The sequence below is a fragment of the Geothrix rubra genome (assembly GCF_030268065.1).
In the GTDB taxonomy this organism is placed as follows: Bacteria; Acidobacteriota; Holophagae; order Holophagales; family Holophagaceae; genus Geothrix; species Geothrix rubra.
On sequence record NZ_BSDD01000004.1, the window covers coordinates 118,422 to 134,930 of the forward strand.

General features: G+C 69.8%; 12 protein-coding genes. All 12 read left to right on the forward strand.

Annotated elements, in window-relative coordinates; all coding sequences use genetic code 11:
- Positions 1 to 3: 3 nt before the first annotated feature.
- Positions 4 to 3,015, forward strand: coding sequence for a TAT-variant-translocated molybdopterin oxidoreductase (locus QSJ33_RS11005; protein ID WP_285726034.1), 3,012 nt, complete (start codon positions 4 to 6; stop codon positions 3,013 to 3,015).
- The gene (gene nrfD, locus QSJ33_RS11010) at positions 3,005 to 4,408 is read left to right on the forward strand and encodes an NrfD/PsrC family molybdoenzyme membrane anchor subunit (protein WP_285726036.1); all 1,404 of its coding nucleotides are present in this window, start codon (positions 3,005 to 3,007) and stop codon (positions 4,406 to 4,408) included. The genes QSJ33_RS11005 and nrfD overlap by 11 nt, the downstream gene beginning before the upstream one ends.
- A complete protein-coding gene (locus QSJ33_RS11015) occupies positions 4,401 to 5,549 on the forward strand; it encodes a quinol:electron acceptor oxidoreductase subunit ActD (RefSeq protein WP_285726038.1) in 1,149 nt (382 codons plus the stop codon). Before nrfD ends, QSJ33_RS11015 begins: the two co-directional genes overlap by 8 nt.
- Positions 5,546 to 6,697: a hypothetical protein gene (locus QSJ33_RS11020; RefSeq protein ID WP_285726040.1), complete on the forward strand. Its 1,152-nt coding sequence runs from the start codon at positions 5,546 to 5,548 to the stop codon at positions 6,695 to 6,697. Before QSJ33_RS11015 ends, QSJ33_RS11020 begins: the two co-directional genes overlap by 4 nt.
- A complete protein-coding gene (locus tag QSJ33_RS11025; protein ID WP_285726042.1) occupies positions 6,694 to 7,584 on the forward strand; it encodes a c-type cytochrome in 891 nt (296 codons plus the stop codon). Before QSJ33_RS11020 ends, QSJ33_RS11025 begins: the two co-directional genes overlap by 4 nt.
- 10 nt (positions 7,585 to 7,594) lie before the next feature.
- Positions 7,595 to 8,425 carry an SCO family protein gene (locus QSJ33_RS11030; RefSeq protein WP_285726044.1) on the forward strand — a complete coding sequence of 277 codons (831 nt, stop codon included), beginning with the start codon at positions 7,595 to 7,597 and terminating at the stop codon, positions 8,423 to 8,425.
- Entirely contained in the window at positions 8,422 to 10,044 is a 1,623-nt protein-coding gene (locus QSJ33_RS11035; protein WP_285726046.1) for a cytochrome c oxidase subunit I, read from the forward strand. The genes QSJ33_RS11030 and QSJ33_RS11035 overlap by 4 nt, the downstream gene beginning before the upstream one ends.
- The gene (locus QSJ33_RS11040) at positions 10,041 to 10,658 is read left to right on the forward strand and encodes a cytochrome c oxidase subunit 3 family protein (RefSeq protein WP_285726048.1); all 618 of its coding nucleotides are present in this window, start codon (positions 10,041 to 10,043) and stop codon (positions 10,656 to 10,658) included. Before QSJ33_RS11035 ends, QSJ33_RS11040 begins: the two co-directional genes overlap by 4 nt.
- Before the next feature lie 10 nt (positions 10,659 to 10,668).
- Positions 10,669 to 10,983 carry a cytochrome C oxidase subunit IV family protein gene (locus QSJ33_RS11045; protein ID WP_285726050.1) on the forward strand — a complete coding sequence of 105 codons (315 nt, stop codon included), beginning with the start codon at positions 10,669 to 10,671 and terminating at the stop codon, positions 10,981 to 10,983.
- Positions 10,984 to 10,992: 9 nt separating this feature from the next.
- Entirely contained in the window at positions 10,993 to 11,943 is a 951-nt protein-coding gene (gene coxB / locus QSJ33_RS11050; protein WP_285726052.1) for a cytochrome c oxidase subunit II, read from the forward strand.
- A 19-nt stretch (positions 11,944 to 11,962) separates the two neighbouring features.
- The gene (locus tag QSJ33_RS11055) at positions 11,963 to 12,859 is read left to right on the forward strand and encodes a protoheme IX farnesyltransferase (protein ID WP_285726054.1); all 897 of its coding nucleotides are present in this window, start codon (positions 11,963 to 11,965) and stop codon (positions 12,857 to 12,859) included.
- Positions 12,860 to 12,943: 84 nt separating this feature from the next.
- Positions 12,944 to 16,396 carry an ATP-binding protein gene (locus tag QSJ33_RS11060; protein ID WP_285726056.1) on the forward strand — a complete coding sequence of 1,151 codons (3,453 nt, stop codon included), beginning with the start codon at positions 12,944 to 12,946 and terminating at the stop codon, positions 16,394 to 16,396.
- Positions 16,397 to 16,509 lie beyond the last annotated feature (113 nt).

Genomic DNA, 16,509 nt, shown 5'->3' on the forward strand with positions numbered 1-16,509 from the left:
CCGATGAAGACCCAGATCCCCCCCTCCCCCGAGCCCCCGGTCGAGATCCCGCGCTACTGGCGCACCCTCGGCGAGCGCGAGGAGACGCCCGAGGCCCGCAAGGCGGCCCACGACGAGTTCCTCCCCGGCGCCGTGGACGTGGCCGACCTGCCGGCCCCCTCCGAGTTCTCCCGCCGTGGCTTCCTGGGCCTCATGGGCGGCGCCGCCGCCCTGGCCGCCACCGTGGCCTGCGACCGGAAGGGCCAGGGGACCATCGTCCCCTACACCCGCCGCCCCGTGGAGGTGATCCCCGGCGTGGCCAACTACTACGCCAGCGCCCGCCAGGAGGGCCGCCGCGCCTACTCCGTGCTGGTGAAGACCCGCGAGGGCCGGCCCATCCACATCACGGGCAACGACGAGCACCCGGGCTTCAAGGGCAAGACCAGCCCCCGCACCATCGCCGACATCATGGGCCTCTACGATGCCGACCGCCTCCGCGCCCCCAAGGCCGAGGGCCGTCCCCTCGCCTGGGCCGAGGCCGACAGCCGGATGACCGCTGCCCTCGCGGGCGCCAAGGCCGCGGGCAAGCCCGTCCTGCTCATCACCGGCGCCGTCGCCTCCCCCAGCCGGAAGGCCCTGTTCGCCGACCTGAAGGCCGCCCTGCCCACGCTGGAGCACCTGGCCTGGGAGCCCGTCCGTGGGGATGGTGCCGCCGAGGGTGCCCGCGCCGTCTTCGGAACGGATGTGGAAGTGGCTCCCCGCCTGGAGAAGGCCAAGGTCGTCCTCTCCCTGGGCGCCGACTTCCTCAGCGGCGAGGACCCCGAGGCCCTGGCGGCCTTCGGCGCCAAGCGCCGCCTCAGCGAGCCCGGCCAGGCCACCAACCGCCTGTGGGTGCTCGAGGGCCCCCTGAGCATCACCGGCTCCAACGCCGACCAGCGCTTCCCCGTGCGGCCCTCCCGGATCGCCGCCGTGGCCTTCGCCCTGGCGAAGGCGCTGCAGTCCCGCGGCCTGGGCCTGCCCGCCGGCGCCGACCTGTCCGCCGTGCCCGCAGGCGTGCCCCAGGGCGTGGACATCCCCGCCGAGGCGTGGAAGAACCTCGTGAACGACCTGGCATCCGCCCGCCGCGAGGCCCTGGTGCTCTGCGGCGCCGAGATGTCCGCCGAGGCCCACCAGGCCGCCCACCTGCTGAACGCCATGCTGGGCTCCCAGGCCCTGGAGCTGCGGGCCGCCGAGCCCCTGGCCACGGTCAAGGACCTGGACGCCGCCATGCAGGGCATGGCCGCCGGGCGCTACGCCGCCGTCCTCCTCTGGGACGTGAACCCCGCCTACGCCTTCCCCCGGGCCCAGGCCTGGAAGGACGCCCTGGCCAAGGTCCCCTTCCGCGCCTGGATGGGCCTGGCCGAGGACGAGACCGCCGCCCAGTGCCAGCTGCTCCTGCCCGTGAACCACTGGCTGGAGTCCTGGAACGACTTCGGCAGCGGCGAGCTCTTCATCCTCCAGCAGCCCGCCATCGGCGCCCTCTACGACACCCGGCAGGGCGAGGACGTCCTCCTGGCCGCCCTCAAGGGCCTGGGCGCGGCGGTGCCCGCCGACTACCACGCCTACCTGAAGGCCCGCTGGCAGAAGGAGGTCTACCCCGCCGGCAGCCCCGTGGCCTTCGAGCGCTACTTCGAGGTGGCCCTCCACGACGGCCTGGTGAAGGACGGCAAGGCCGCTCCCGCCCCGGTCTTCAAGGGCGCGACCCTCGCCGCCGCCGCGAAGCAGGCCCTCGCGGCCCAGGGCGGCGACCTGGAGCTGGTCCTCGTCCCCGGCTTCGCCACCCATGACGGCCGCTACGCCAACAACGGCTGGCTCATGGAGACGCCGGACCCCGTCACCAAGATGACCTGGGACAACCCGCTGCTCCTCTCCGTGGCCGACGCCAGGCGCCTCAAGCTGAACGACGGCGACCTGGCCACCCTCACGGTGGACGGGACGACCCTGCGCGTGCCCGTCGTCCTCCAGCCCGGGCAGGCCAAGGGCGTCGTCACCCTGGCCCTGGGCTACGGCCGGACCACCGGCGAGATGGCCGCCGGGAAGGGCGTCAACGCCTTCCCCCTGATGGCCCTCGATCCCGCCGCACCGAACCTCCGCTCCGGGGTGCAGGTCGCCGCCGCCGGCGGCAGCAAGCCCCTCTCCCGCACCCAGGCCCACCACCGCCTGGACGGCCGCGAGATCGTCCAGTCCTGGAGCCTGGCCGAATACGCCCAGGAGGCCAGGGACCGCAAGAAGGGCCCCGAACTGGTCACCCTCTACCCCGACCAGGAATTCCCGCAGCACAAGTGGGGCATGGTCATCGACCTCGCCGCCTGCGTGGGCTGCAGCGGCTGCATGGTGGGCTGCCAGTCCGAGAACAATGTGGCCGTGGTGGGTCCCGAGCAGGTCACCCGGGGCCGCGAGATGCACTGGATCCGCCTCGACAGCTACTACGAGGGCGACGTGGACAACCCGAAGGTGGTCCACCAGCCCATGCTCTGCCAGCACTGCGACGACGCGCCCTGCGAGAACGTCTGCCCGGTGAACGCCACCAACCACAGCCCCGAGGGGCTGAACCAGATGGTCTACAACCGCTGCGTGGGCACCCGCTACTGCGCCAACAACTGCCCCTACAAGGTGCGCCGTTTCAACTTCCTCGAGTACACGGCGGACAAGGTCGAGCCCGAGAGCCTGATCTACAACCCCGAGGTGACGGTCCGTCCCCGGGGCGTCATGGAGAAGTGCACCTTCTGCGTCCAGCGCATCGAGGACGGGAAGATCCGCGCCAAGGGCGAGGACCGGCCCCTCCAGGACGGCGAGATCACCCCGGCCTGCGCCGTCTCCTGCCCCTCCGACGCCATCGTCTTCGGCGACCTGAAGGATCCCAACAGCAAGGTGTCCCAGCTCGTGAAGGCCAACCGCAGCTTCAAGGTCCTCGAGGAGCTCGGCGTCAAGCCCGCCATCACCTACCTGGCGGACCTGAAGAACCCCGCCATCGAGGGAGGTCAGCATGAGCTCTGATGCCGCCATCCGCACCGGGGCCATCCCGGAGCGCCTGCTCGAGCCCCCGCTCACGGAGGGCGTGGTCACCCCGGGCAGCCTGGACGACCAGGTCCTGGCCTTCCCGGACCTCCGCCCCCCGAAGCAGTGGTACATCGGCCTGGCCATCACGCTGACCGCGCTGGTCATCGGCTTCAGCTTCATCGGCTACACCATCGCCACGGGCATCGGCGTCTGGGGCAACAACAGCCCCGTCTTCTGGGCCTTCGACATCATCAACTTCGTGTTCTGGGTGGGCATCGGCCATGCCGGTACGCTGATCTCGGCCATCCTCTTCCTCTTCCGGAAGCGGTGGCGCAACGCCATCGCCCGATTCGCCGAGGCCATGACGATCTTCGCCGTCATGTGCGCCGGCATCTTCCCCCTCATCCACGTGGGTCGCCCCTGGCTGGCCTTCTGGCTCTTTCCCTACCCGAACCAGCGGGGCGTCTGGACCAACTTCCGGTCCCCCCTGCTCTGGGACGTGTTCGCCGTCAGCACCTACTTCTCCGTGTCGCTGATGTTCTGGTTCCTGGGCCTGGTGCCCGACATCGCCTCCATGCGCGACCGGACCACCAGCAAGGTGCGGAAGACCATCTACACCGTCCTGAGCCTCGGCTGGCGCGGAGCCGCCTCCCACTGGCAGCACTACGAGAAGGCCTACCTCCTGCTGGCCGGCCTGGCCACGGGCCTGGTGCTCTCGGTGCACTCGGTGGTGTCCTTCGACTTCGCCACCTCCGTGGTGCCCGGCTGGCACATGACGATCTTCCCCCCCTACTTCGTGGCGGGGGCCATCTTCGCCGGCTTCTCCATGGTGGTGATCGTGCTGGTGGTCGTGCGCGAGACCATGCAGCTCAAGAACCTGATCACCATGCGCCACCTGGACGTGATGAACAAGGTGATCCTCGGCATGAGCTGCCTCATGGGCTACAGCTACATGATGGAGGGCTTCACCGCCTGGTACTCCATGAACGAGTACCTCCACCACACCTTCATGAACATCATCTCCGGCACCTACGGCTGGGCGGGCTGGCTCACCATCAGCTGCAACATCTTCATCCCCCAGCTGCTCTGGTTCAAGAAGTGCCGCACCAGCTACTTCTGGATGATCTTCGTGGCGCTGGCCGTGACCGTCGGCATGTGGTTCGAGCGCTTCGTCATCATCGTCATCTCCCTGCACCAGGACTACCTGCCCTCCGCCTGGCGCATCTACAAGCCCACGATGGTGGATTTCGGGGTGCTGCTGGGCTCCTTCGGCCTGTTCTTCACCCTGGTCCTCCTGTTCGCGCGGGTGCTCCCCGTCATCGCCACCACCGAGGTGAAGGCGATCCTGCCGGGCGCCCAGCCGTCCCACCACGGAGACGACCATGAGTAGCGGGAAGTCCTTCGCCGTTCTCGGCCTCTTCGACAGCCCCGACGCCCTCATGGGGGCCATCCCCAAGGTGCGCGGGAAGCAGCTCGGCACCCTCGAGGCCTACACGCCCTATCCGATCCACGGGATCGACGACGCCCTGGGCCTCCGCCGGTCGCCCCTGGGCGGCATGGTGCTGGTCATGGGCATCCTGGGGGCCATCACCGCCTTCGGCTTCGAATACTGGATCAGCGCCATCGACTACCCCATCGTGACCGGCGGCAAGGCGCCCTCCTCCTGGGAGGCCTTCGTCCCCATCATGTTCGAGGTGACGGTGCTCTTCGCCACCTTCACGGCGGGCCTGGGCATGCTGCTGCTCCTGAACAAGCTGCCCTTCTTCGGCCACCCGGTCCTCTCCTCGGATGCCATGAAGGCCATCACCCGCGACCGCTATGCCCTAGCCATCGAGTCCGAGGGCGAGGGCTTCGACGCCGAGGCGGCCAAGGCGGCCCTGCTGGCGGCCGGTGCCACGCAGATCGAGGTCCTGCCGGAGCCGGACCGCGGGCCCTTCCTCTCCGCCGACTACATCCTCCGTGTGGCAGGCGGCATCTTCGCCGCCTGCGTGGTGGCCGGGCTGGCGATGTTCGGGGCCGTGAAGCTCTTCCCCGTGCTGGCCCCCATGTCCCACATGGAGGACCAGCCCCGGCTGAACGCCCAGAAGGCCGATCCCTTCTTCAAGGACGGCTTCGGCATGCGGATGCCCGTGGCCGGCACCGTCGCCCGCGGCTATCTGCCCCTGGGCGTGGCCTCCCAGGACGAGGCCGCCAGCCTGGTGAACCCCCTGCCCCGCTCCCCCGAAGTGCTGGCCATGGGCAAGAAGATCTTCCACAACCGCTGCGAGCTCTGCCACGGCGCCCTCGGGAATGGCGTGCCGACCCTCACGGCGGCCTACGGCGCCAAGCCCGCGAACCTCCAGGCCCAGCAGTTCCGGGACTACCCCGACGGCAAGATCTTCTGGGTCATCACCATGGGCAAGAACGCCATGCCCTCCCACGCCGCGGACCTCACGGAGACTCAGCGCTGGGCGGTGGTGGACTACGTGCGCGCCCTGCAGCGCGCCCAGAACGCCACGGACCAGGATGTGAAGGAGGCGGGCGCCCGATGAGCCAGCAGAACCGATCGACCACCAACCTCCTGCGGGGGACCCTGGCCATCGGCGCCGTGGGCGTCGTGGCGGCCTTCCTGAAGGCCAGCCCCGAGCGCTTCTGGGCCAACTGGCTGCTCTGGTTCGTCCTCCTCTTCACTGTGGGCGTGGGGGCCCTCTTCCTCGTGGCCCTGGAGCACCTGGTGAACGCCAAGTGGAGCGTGCCCATCCGCCGCATCCCCGAGCGCATCGCCACCCTGCTCATCCCCGTGGTGCCCATCGGCCTCCTCGCCATCGGCGCCCTGCCGGTGCTCTTCCCCGGCACCCGGCCCGAGGCCCTCCACAACAAGATCCTGGCCGGCAAGGCCTTCTGGCTGAGCCTGCCCTTCGTCTCCGTCCGCACCGTGCTCGTGATGGCCCTGCTCATCCTGGGGCTGGCGGTGCTGGTGGGCGGCTCGCTGAAGCAGGACCAGACGAAGGATCCCGCCTTCAACATCCGGGCCCGCAAGTTCGCGCCGGCCTTCATGGCCATCTTCGCCCTCGCCATCACCCTCGTGGCCTTCGACTGGATCTCCGGCCTCACGCCCGAGTGGTACAGCGACATCTTCGGCGTCTACCTCTTCGCCGGCGCCTTCCTGGGCGGACTGGCCGCCACCTCCCTGGCCGTGCTGCACCTCAAGGACCAGGACCGCCTCGAGGGCGTCCGCAAGGACCACCTCTACAACCTGGGCGGCTTCCTCTTCGCCTTCACGGTGTTCTGGTCCTACATCGGCTTCGCCCAGTACATGCTGATGTGGTACGCCAACCTGCCCGACGAGGTCGTCTACTTCCAGACCCGGCTGACCGGCGGCTGGCACGTTGTGACGGTCCTGCTCGCCTTCCTCCACTTCGTGATGCCCTTCTTCGCCCTGGTCACCCGGGACGCCAAGGGCGACGGCTCCCGGCTCCGCCGCGTGGCCGTCCTGATGCTGGCGGCCCACATCCTGGACATCTACTGGCTGATCTTCCCCATCCTCCCCGGCGGTCCGCACTTCTCCTGGCCCGAGGCCAGCTTCGCCCTCCTGTTCCTGAGCGGCGCCCTCCTCTGGGTGCGCGGCGCCCAGCAGAAGGGCGAGGACATGCCGGTCGGTGACCCCTTCCTGAAGGAAGGGCTGGAGTTCCGTCTATGATCGACAAGTACGTCTCCCCCTCCGAACTCAAGCGCCTGATCTCGGCCCTGCTCGTGGTGGCTGGATTCATCGCCATCATGGCCCTCTTCGGGTTCCTGGTCGTGCCGGGCACCCGCAACGTCAACGTGCCCGAGGAGGCCGCCGCCGTGGAGGCCCCCCAGGGCGAGACCGGGTGGCTGGATCCCACGGACTACCCCGCCACGGCCCAGGTGGTCCTGCCGCCCATCGACCCCAGGACCGTGATGACGCCCAATCCCGAGCTGATGACCCGCGGGAAGGCGATCTTCGCCCAGACCTGCGCCACCTGCCATGGACCGGACGGCAAGGGCAACGGCCCCGGCGGCGCCGGCCTCAACCCCAAGCCCCGCAACTTCACGCAGCAGGCGGGGTGGACCAACGGCTACCGCATCGAGAACATCTACAAGACGCTCGACGAAGGCGTGAAGGGCACGGGCATGGTGTCCTACAACTACCTCAGCAAGAAGGACCGCATGGCCCTGGTGCATGTGGTGCAGTCCCTCGGCGCCTTCGACCACGGGCCGGAGGACCCCAAGGCCCTCGAGGCCCTCGCGAAGCTCTTCGCCAGCGCCGGGGAGACCATCCCCAACAAGGTGCCCGTGGCCTTCGCCGAGAAGCGGATCGAGGCGGAGTTCCACCCCGCCCCGGCCCTCCCGGACGTGTCGAAGAACCCGGCCCTGCGGGAGTCCGTCCTGGATCCCGCCCGCGCCGCCCAGACCCTGGCCGGGATCCCCCGCTGGCGCGAGGACGACAAGGCCTTTGCCGCAGCCGTGGCCGCCGGCGTCCCCGGCAACGGGTTCGCCCCCGCGGTGGTGACCTACGCCCCGGCGCAGTGGAAGGAACTCCAGTCCGCCCTGACGGGCCGCTGAGGAGACACCCATGCCAGCTGGAATGACACGACGCCTCACCTTCGCCCTGGGTCTCCTGCTCCTGGTTGGCCCCGGCCTCCGCGCCCAGGCCCCGGCCCCGCAGGCCCCGCCGGCGGCACCCACCTTCTCGCCCCAGGAGGTCGGGGTGGACGAGAAGCTGGGCCAGACCGTGCCCCTAGACCTCGTCCTGAAGGGCGAGGACGGCCAGCCCGTCACCCTGCGCAGCCTGATCGACAAGCCCACCATCCTCACCATGAACTACTTCCGCTGCGCGGGCATCTGCACGCCCCAGCTCAACGGCCTGGTCGAGGTGCTGAACAAGGTGGACGCCCAGCCCGGCAAGGACTTCCAGGTGATCACCGTCAGCTTCGACGACCGCGACACCCCGGAGATGGCCACCCAGAAGCGCACCAACTACCTGGGCGAGATGACCCGGCCCTTCCCCTCCGGTGCCTGGCGTTTCCTCACCGGGGACGCGGCCACCACCAAGGCCCTGGCCGACGCTGTCGGGTTCAAGTACAAGCGCGTGGGCGACGACTTCATCCATGCCGGCGCCCTCATGATCCTCAGCCCCAAGGGCCAGGTCACCCGCTACATGTACGGCATCACCTACCTGCCGGCCGACCTCCAGATGGCCCTGCAGGAGGCCGCCCGGGGCGAGGCCCATCCGTCCATCAACAAGCTGCTGAGCTTCTGCTTCAGCTACGACCCCCACGGTCGCAAGTACGTCCTTGATTTCACCAAGGTGGCTGCGGCCATCACCCTTCTCGCGGCGGCGATCTTCGTGCTCGTCCTGGTCTTCAAGGGCCGCGGGAAGGCCAAGTCCGAGGAGGGCGAATGAGCACCCACGCCACCACCGTCCAGCCCAGCTACCTCGAGGACACGGGCGCCCGGAAGGGCCTCATGGCCTGGCTGACCTCCACCGACCACAAGCGCGTCGGCATGCTCTACCTCTACTCGATGATCAGCTTCTTCTTCGTCGGTGTCGGGATCGGGTTCGTCATGCGCCTGGTCCAGCTCACCCGGTTCCAGAACCTGATCACCGCCGAGACCTACAACGCCCTGTTCACGGTCCACGGCGTCATCATGATCTTCCTGTTCGTGGTGCCCGGCCTGCCGGCGGTCTTCGGCAACTTCTTCCTGCCCATCATGATCGGGGCGAAGGACGTCGCCTTCCCGAGGCTCAACCTGGCCTCCTGGTACTTCTACATGTCGGGCGCCATCCTGGCCATCCTGTCGCTCTTCACCGGCGGCGGCGCACCGGACACCGGCTGGACCTTCTACGTGCCCTTCAGCATGCGGACGGGCACCAACGTGTCGCTGGCCGTGTTCGCGGCCTTCATCCTCGGCTTCTCGTCGATGCTCACGGGCATCAACTTCATCACCACCATCCACCGCCTGCGGGCCCCGGGGATGAAGTGGTTCCGCATGCCCCTCTTCAGCTGGTCGCTCTACGCCACCAGCTGGATCCAGCTCCTGGCCACACCGATCCTCGCCATCACGCTGGTGCTCGTGATCCTGGAGCGGGCCTTCGGCATCGGCATCTTCGATCCCGTCAAGGGCGGCGATCCGCTGCTCTACCAGCACCTCTTCTGGATCTACAGCCACCCGGCCGTCTACATCATGATCCTGCCGGCCATGGGCGCCATCACCGAGATCCTGCCCACCTTCGCCCGCCGTCCCATCTTCGGCTACAAGGCCATCGCCTTCTCCAGCATGAGCATCGCCGGCGTGGGCAGCCTGGTGTGGGCCCACCACATGTTCACCAGCGGGCTCAGCTCCTTCTCGGTGATGCTGTTCTCGCTCCTCACGATGATCGTGGCCGTGCCCAGCGCCATCAAGGTCTTCAACTGGGTGAGTACCCTCTACAAGGGCTCCATCGACTTCCAGCCGCCCCTCCTCTTCGCCCTGACCTTCATCTTCCTGTTCTGCATCGGGGGGCTTACGGGGGTCATGCAAGGGGCCCTGGCCATCAATGTCCACATCCATGACACCTACTTCATCGTGGGCCACTTCCACTACGTGATGTTCGGCGGCACCGGGTTCGCCTTCTTCGCGGCGCTGCTGTACTGGTTCCCCAAGATGTTCGGGAAGATGTATTCCAAGAAGGCCATCTACGCTTCCTGGGTCCCGCTCTTCATCGGCTTCAACATGCTCTACTTCACCATGCTGGTGCTGGGGATGATGGGCATGCCCCGCCGCTACTTCCACCACCTGCCCCAGTTCAACACCGGGCATGAGATCGCGACCGTCGGCAGCTGGTTCCTGGTGCTCGGCCTGTTCATGTTCTTCGGCACCCTGGTCTACGCCTCCCTCAAGGGCGAGAAGGCCGAGGACAATCCCTGGGGCGGCGTGACGCTGGAATGGACCATTCCCAGCCCGCCTCCCGTCGAGAACTTCGAGGAGATCCCGACCATCACCACCGATCCCTACCACTTCCCCCAGGAGAACGAGGCATGAGCGAGTCCTCCCACGCCCACGCGATCCACCGGGACGACTTCGGCGCCCGGCTCGGCATGTGGCTCTTCCTCGTGACCGAGATGGTCCTCTTCGGGGGCCTCTTCATCGCCTACTCCTACATGCGTTCCAAGTATCCGGCCGAGTTCCACCATGCCGGGGCCGAGCTGAACGCCACCCTCGGCATCACCAACACCCTGGTGCTGCTCACGAGCAGCCTCACGGTGGTGCTCGCCATCGTGGCCATCCAGCGGGGCGACCGCCGCAAGACCATGGCCTTCCTCGCCACCACCCTGGGCCTGGGCCTGGTCTTCCTCGTCATCAAGTCCTTCGAGTGGGCCACCAAGTTCCACCACGGCCTCTACCCGAACTCGGCGCACCTGGCCACGCTGCCCCACGGGGAGCAGGTCTTCTTCGGGCTCTACTTCACCATGACGGGCCTCCACGGGCTGCACGTCATCGCCGGCCTCTCCGTCCTGGGCTACATGCTCCGCATGGTGGCGAAGGGCGAGATCACCCAGGACCGCTACGTGCACCTGGAGAACGGGGGCCTCTACTGGCACCTGGTGGACGTGATCTGGATCTTCCTCCTCCCGCTGTTCTACCTCGCGGCGTAAGGACCGACTCATGAGCGATCATTCCCTCGCATCCTCCGAACACGCCGACGACCACGGCGTCGAGCATCCCGGCTACGGCACCTTCGTGAAGGTCTGGCTGGCCCTGGTGGTCCTCACGGGCCTCCTGGTCCTCATGAGCCACTTCGGCCAGAGCTACGCCGTCTGGGGCCTGCTCATCCTCACGCCCATCAAGGCCGGGCTCGTCTTCTACTTCTTCATGCACCTGAAGTACGAGGGCGCCCTTCTCAAGGGCGTGGTCCTGGTCACCCTGGGCACGCTCCTGATCTTCTTCGCCCTGCTGTTCTCCGACGTCGCCTTCCGCTGAGGACCCGCCATGGATTGGATCACGCAAGCCTCCACCTCGGCCCAGAAATCGGATGCGGTGTTCTTCTACGTGTTCGGCCTGTCTGTGGCGTTCCTGATCTTCATCACGGCGCTGATGATCTACTTCGTCATCCGCTACAGCCGGAAGCGCCACCCGAAGGCCGAGCAGATCGAGGGCCACACCGGCCTCGAGATCCTCTGGACCACCATCCCCCTCGTGATGTTCCTCACGATCTTCTACTACGGCTGGACCAACTACGAGTACATGCGCCAGGCACCCCGCGACGCCATGGCCGTGAAGGTCAACGCCCGCCAGTGGAGCTGGTCCTTCGAGTACCCCAACGGCAAGCAGAGCAAGATCCTCTACGCCCCCCTGGGCAAGCCCATGAAGGTGGAGGTCCGCAGCCTGGACGTGGTCCACGGGTTCTTCGTGCCCGCCTTCCGCCTGAAGGTCGACGCGGTCCCCAGCCACACCAACACCACCTGGTTCGAGGCCACCAAGCTCGGCAGCTTCGACATCGAGTGCACGGTGATCTGCGGCGTGGACCACAGCCTCATGCTCAGCAAGGTCGTGGTGGTGCCCGAGGACGCCTTCAAGGCCTGGTACTTCGGCGGCGATGACGCGCCGGAACCCAAGCCCGTCCCGGACCCGCCGAAGCCGGTGGCCGAGTTCACGCATCCCGGCCTGGCCGTCCTGACCGCCAAGGGCTGCCTGGACTGCCACTCCGTGGACGGCAAGCCCATGGTCGGCCCCACCCTCAAGGGCCTGTTCGGCAAGCAGGAAGTGGTGCTGAGCGGGAAGGCCGCCCGCACCGTCACGGTGGATGAGGCCTACCTGCGCCAGGCCATCGTGAACCCGATGAAGGATGTGGTCCGGGGGTACCCGCCCTCCATGCCGCCCACCCCGCTGGCGCCCAGGGAGCTCGACGACGTCGTCGGCTACCTGAAGACCCTGAAGTAGCACCCGCCCCGGAGCCGCCTTGACCGCAGCCGCCATCCCCGTCCGGAAGCCCGGCCTCGCCGCCTCCCTCCTGGAGCTGACCAAGCTGCGCATCTCCGGCGCGTCCACCTTCACCGCCGCGGCCGGCTACATCGCCTTCCGCCGGGGGGCGGATGCCGGCCTGGCCACGACCCTGCTCGGCATCCTGCTCCTGGCCATGGGCTCCAGCGCCCTCAACGAGGTGCAGGAGCGGCACCTGGACGCCCGGATGCCCCGCACCTGGCACCGGCCGCTGCCCCGCGGCGAGTTCACCCCCGCCGGCGCCACGGCCATCGCCGTGGGGCTGGCCCTGGCGGGCTTCCTCCTCCTGTACCTGGTCCATGGCCCGGCCTCGGCCTGGCTCGGGGCCCTGGCCCTGGCCTGGTACAACGGCTTCTACACCCCCCTGAAGCGGGTGAGCGCCTTCGCGGTGGTGCCCGGCTCCCTCATCGGCGCGCTGCCCCCGGCCATCGGCTGGGCCGCCGCCGGCGGCGCCGTGAAGGATCCCACCGTCCTGGCCCTGGCCTTCGTCTTCTTCATCTGGCAGGTGCCCCACTTCTGGCTGCTGGTGGCGCTCCACGCGGAGGGCTACGAGGAGGCCGGCTTCCCCACGCTGGTGAAGGTCTTCGGCCGCCGCCGCCTGGCCCGCCTCACCTTCACCTGGATCTGCGGCACGGCCGCCGCCTGCGGCCTGCTGCCCGTGTTCCGCGTGCTCGGCACGCTGCCGGCTCTCCTCCTCCTGGCGGGCGCCGCCTTCTGGCTGCTCGTGGGCTCCCTGCCGCTGCTGGGGAAGGCCGAGCTGGACGCCCGGCTGTTCCGCCGCGTGTTCATGAACATCAACCTCTTCGCCCTGCTCCTCACCGCCGCCGTGATCCTGGATCCCTTCCTGGCGCGCTAGCGGCGCCGGAGAGGCCGCCCCGGGGCTCTGGTAGACTCCCGCCATGCCCCCCGGAACCGCCGCACCGCCGCCAGGACACCGGCCATGGACGTGACCCGCTTCCTGGGCGCCCACCGCTTCGCCTGGCTGGCGGAGCTGGCCCAGGGCGAGGCATGCGCCTGGCACCTCATGCGCCGGGAACACGACGGAGCCCGGTTCCTCCTCCAGCTCTGGACGCCCCGCCCCCCGGACCGGGACCTGGACCAGCTCCGGGAGGCGGTCCTGGGCCGCTTCCTCGATGCCGGACCGCTGGACCCCGTTCAGGTCCACTTCGGCTACGACGATGAGCAGGCCTGGCACCTCCAGGCCATCCAGGGGGCGCCCCTGAGCCGGCTCTGGCCCGAGTGGGGGCCCGGCCCCCGCGAGGCCTTCCTCCGCCGCCTGGGGGAGGTGGTGGCCGCCAGCCCCCACCCGCGGTTCCTCCATCCCGAGGTGATCACCTTCCGCCCGGGCCTGATCCTCGCCCCCCGTGTCCTGGGGGCCGCCCCCTGGGGCCTGGACCACCTGTCCGGGCTGCTGCCGGCCGCGGCTCCGGAACCGCCGCTCTCGGACGAGCAGCCCTGGGCCCAGCCCCGGGACCTCTCGGACCTGGTCTCCCGTCCCATCCGCGGCCGCAGCCAGGAGCTGACCTACCTCAAGTCCCTGGTCCTGGGCCTCAGCGCCCCGATCCCCATGGAGCGCATCATCCTGCTCCAGGGCGAGGAGGGCGTCGGCAAGGAGGAGCTGGCCGCCTGGTCCTGCGCCGTGGCCGAGAGCGAGGGCATCTGGGTCCACCACCTCGCCGCCTCCCACGAGGAATCCGCGGGCCGCTTCCTGGGCCGCCTCGTGGAGGCCGTCCTCCAGGGCAGCGAAGTGGACTTCTACGCCGGGTACCCCGCCTCGGCCAAGGCCCTGGCCCTGCGGGTGCAGGCCTTCGCCTTCCTCACGGGCGGGCGGGCCCTCAACCGCCAGGAAGCCGGCCCGGAAGCCGAGGAGCTGAAGGCGGCCCTGGAGGCCCTGGATTTCGCCTCGGTGATGCATCCCCGCCTCATCCACCTCTCGGGCCTGGATCGCGCCACCCCGGAGGTGCTGGCCCTGGTCCGGGAGCTGGTGCACGGGTCCAGGACGCCCTGGCTGCTCTCCCTCTCCACCGGCGCCCACGGCGCGGGACTCCGGCCCCTGGTGGCCCAGCTCCGCGCCGAGCCGGCCGCCGCCCTCCTCGGGGTGAACCGCCTGGAGGACGCGGACCTGCGGCAGCTGCTGGAGGACCTGCTCACCTGCCACACCCTGCCCGCGGACTACGTGAGCGACCTGCTCGACCGGAGCCTGGGCAACCCGGGGCTCCTCCGCAACTTCCTCGAGCTGGCCCTGCAGGACGGCACCCTGGTGTGGGAGGACGGGGCCTGGGCCCTGGCCACGGACCACCCGCCGGCGCCCCGGGCCGAGGAAGACCTCATGCGGCAGATCTTCCTCGGCCGGCTGCAGCGCCTCCCCCCGGCCTCGGCCACCCTGGTGCGCCTCCTCGCCCTGGCGGACCGGCCCCTCCCCACGGGCTCCCTGGGCCGCCTCCTGGGCCTCACCGGGGACCCCCTGGAGGACGCCCTGCAGGGCGCCGTCGGCTCCCGGCTGGTCCAGCTCCGGCGCAACGACGCCGCCATCCCCGATCCGCGCTGGCGGGAGCTGGTGCTGGCCCACACCCCCCAGCCGGAGCTGAAGCGGCTCGCCCGCGCCCTGCTCGCGGCCATCCAGGAGCAGGGCGGCGCCCTGGCCTTCTCCGTCACCCTCCAGGCCCTGGCCTCGGACCAGGCCACGGCCCTGGCCGCCGTCCTGGCCGCCATCCGCCGGGAGCCCACGGCCACCCCCCAGGAGGCCCAGCGCATCGTGGACCAGGCCCTGGAGCTCCAGCCCGGTCCCGCCGAGGAGGCCCAACTCTACGAATACCTGGCCGATGCCTGGAGCACCGGCTCCCAGGGGGCGCTCCCCCCCCAGGGGGAGCATGCGGCCCGTCCCGCGGCGGCCCTGGCCCTGGAGGCCCTCGGGAAGGCCCGGGAGGCCCTGGACCGGATTCCCGTCGCCGAGCGCCGGGGCGAGCGCCTCGCCGAGGCCCGGCTCCTCCGCAAGCAGGCCATGATCGACCTCCTGCTCCGGCGCCCGGCGGAGGCCCAGGAGGCCATCCACGGGGCCGCGGAGCGCCTGTCGGACCACCCCCTCCATCCCGAACAGCCCCGCCTGAGGCTGGCCCTGGGCTCCCTTCACCTGCTCCAGGGCTACCTGACCAAGGGCGTCCGGGCCCTGGAGGAGGGACTGCAGCTCCTCAACGGGGGCGGCGGCAAGGCCTCCCCCCAGGACCAGGCGGCCCTGCTCCTGGCCCTGGGCCGCGCCCTGGCCGGGCAGTCCCAGTTCCGGCGCGCGGCCTCGCTGCTCCAGTCCGCCCAGCGGCTGCTGGAGCACGGCCAGGACTACCGCAGCCTGGTCCCGGTGCAGATCGCCCTGGCCCAGGTCCTGTTCGCCCAGGGCCAGCCGGAACCCTGCCTCCAGCTCCTCCAGGAGGCCCTCCAGACGGCGCGGCTGCAGTCGGACGTGGCGCTCCAGGCCCAGGCCCACTTCGCCCTGGGGGCCATCCGGGGCCTGCAGCAGTTCCTCGGTCCCTCCCTCTCGCACCTGGAGCGGGCCCTCCAGCACGCCCAGCGGCTGGGCGACGCCGCCCTGGTGGCCACGACCCAGAGCTGGCGCGCCCGCACCCTGGCCGCCCTGGGGGATCCGGTGGCCGCGGACCACGCCCAGCTCGCGGCGCTGGCCGCCCAGCCCGCCGTGCTCTCGCCGGAGGAGCGGGGGGACCAGACCCTGCTGCAGGGGGAAGTGGCCCGCTTCCGGGGCGCCTGGCGGGACGCCGCTCGGCTCTACCGGGAGGCCGCCGCCCAGTACGAATCCACGGGTCTCCTGTGGCGCCAGCGCATCGCCCAGCTGCGCTTCGCCCAGGCCGAGGCCCGCGAGGCCCAGCGGGCCCGCCAGGAGGCCCCGGAGCAGGGCTGGGCCATCCTGGAGAACCTGAAGGGTCCCGTGGAGGGCTCCGACTCGCGGCTCCTGGACCTGGAATGGCACCGGGCCCACGCCTTCCTGCTCTCCACCGCCCCGCCCTCGGAGGCCGTGGCCCAGGAGACCCTCCAGGCCTGGAGCGAAGTGCTCGCCGCGGCCCGGGCCCTGGACTTCCCCGCCCAGGTCCTGGAGGCCAGCTCCGAGGGCGCGGCCCTGCTCCTGCAGCGGGGCGAGAAGCTGGGAGCCCGCGCCCGGATGCAGGAGGCCTTCCCCAGCCTCCAGCAGCTCTGGGCGCGCCTGCCCGAGAGCCATGAGACCAGCTTCCTCGGCCGGGCGGACCTCTACCAGTTCCAGCAGACCGTGGCGGCCGTGGGCCTGCGGTTCGTCCGTCCCGACCGGGCGGACCCCATGGTCGACTACACCCCCACCCAGATGAACCTGCCGGCCTACCCCGAACCCGAACCGCCGCAGCCCGGGCGATGACAAGATTGACAAAGTCAAGAAATTGAATTTAAAGGACTAATTTGTATTGACAAGATGTTTTCCAACCGGGCGGCCCCTCCGGGGTTCCCCAGCTCCCCTGGAATCCTGTGCCG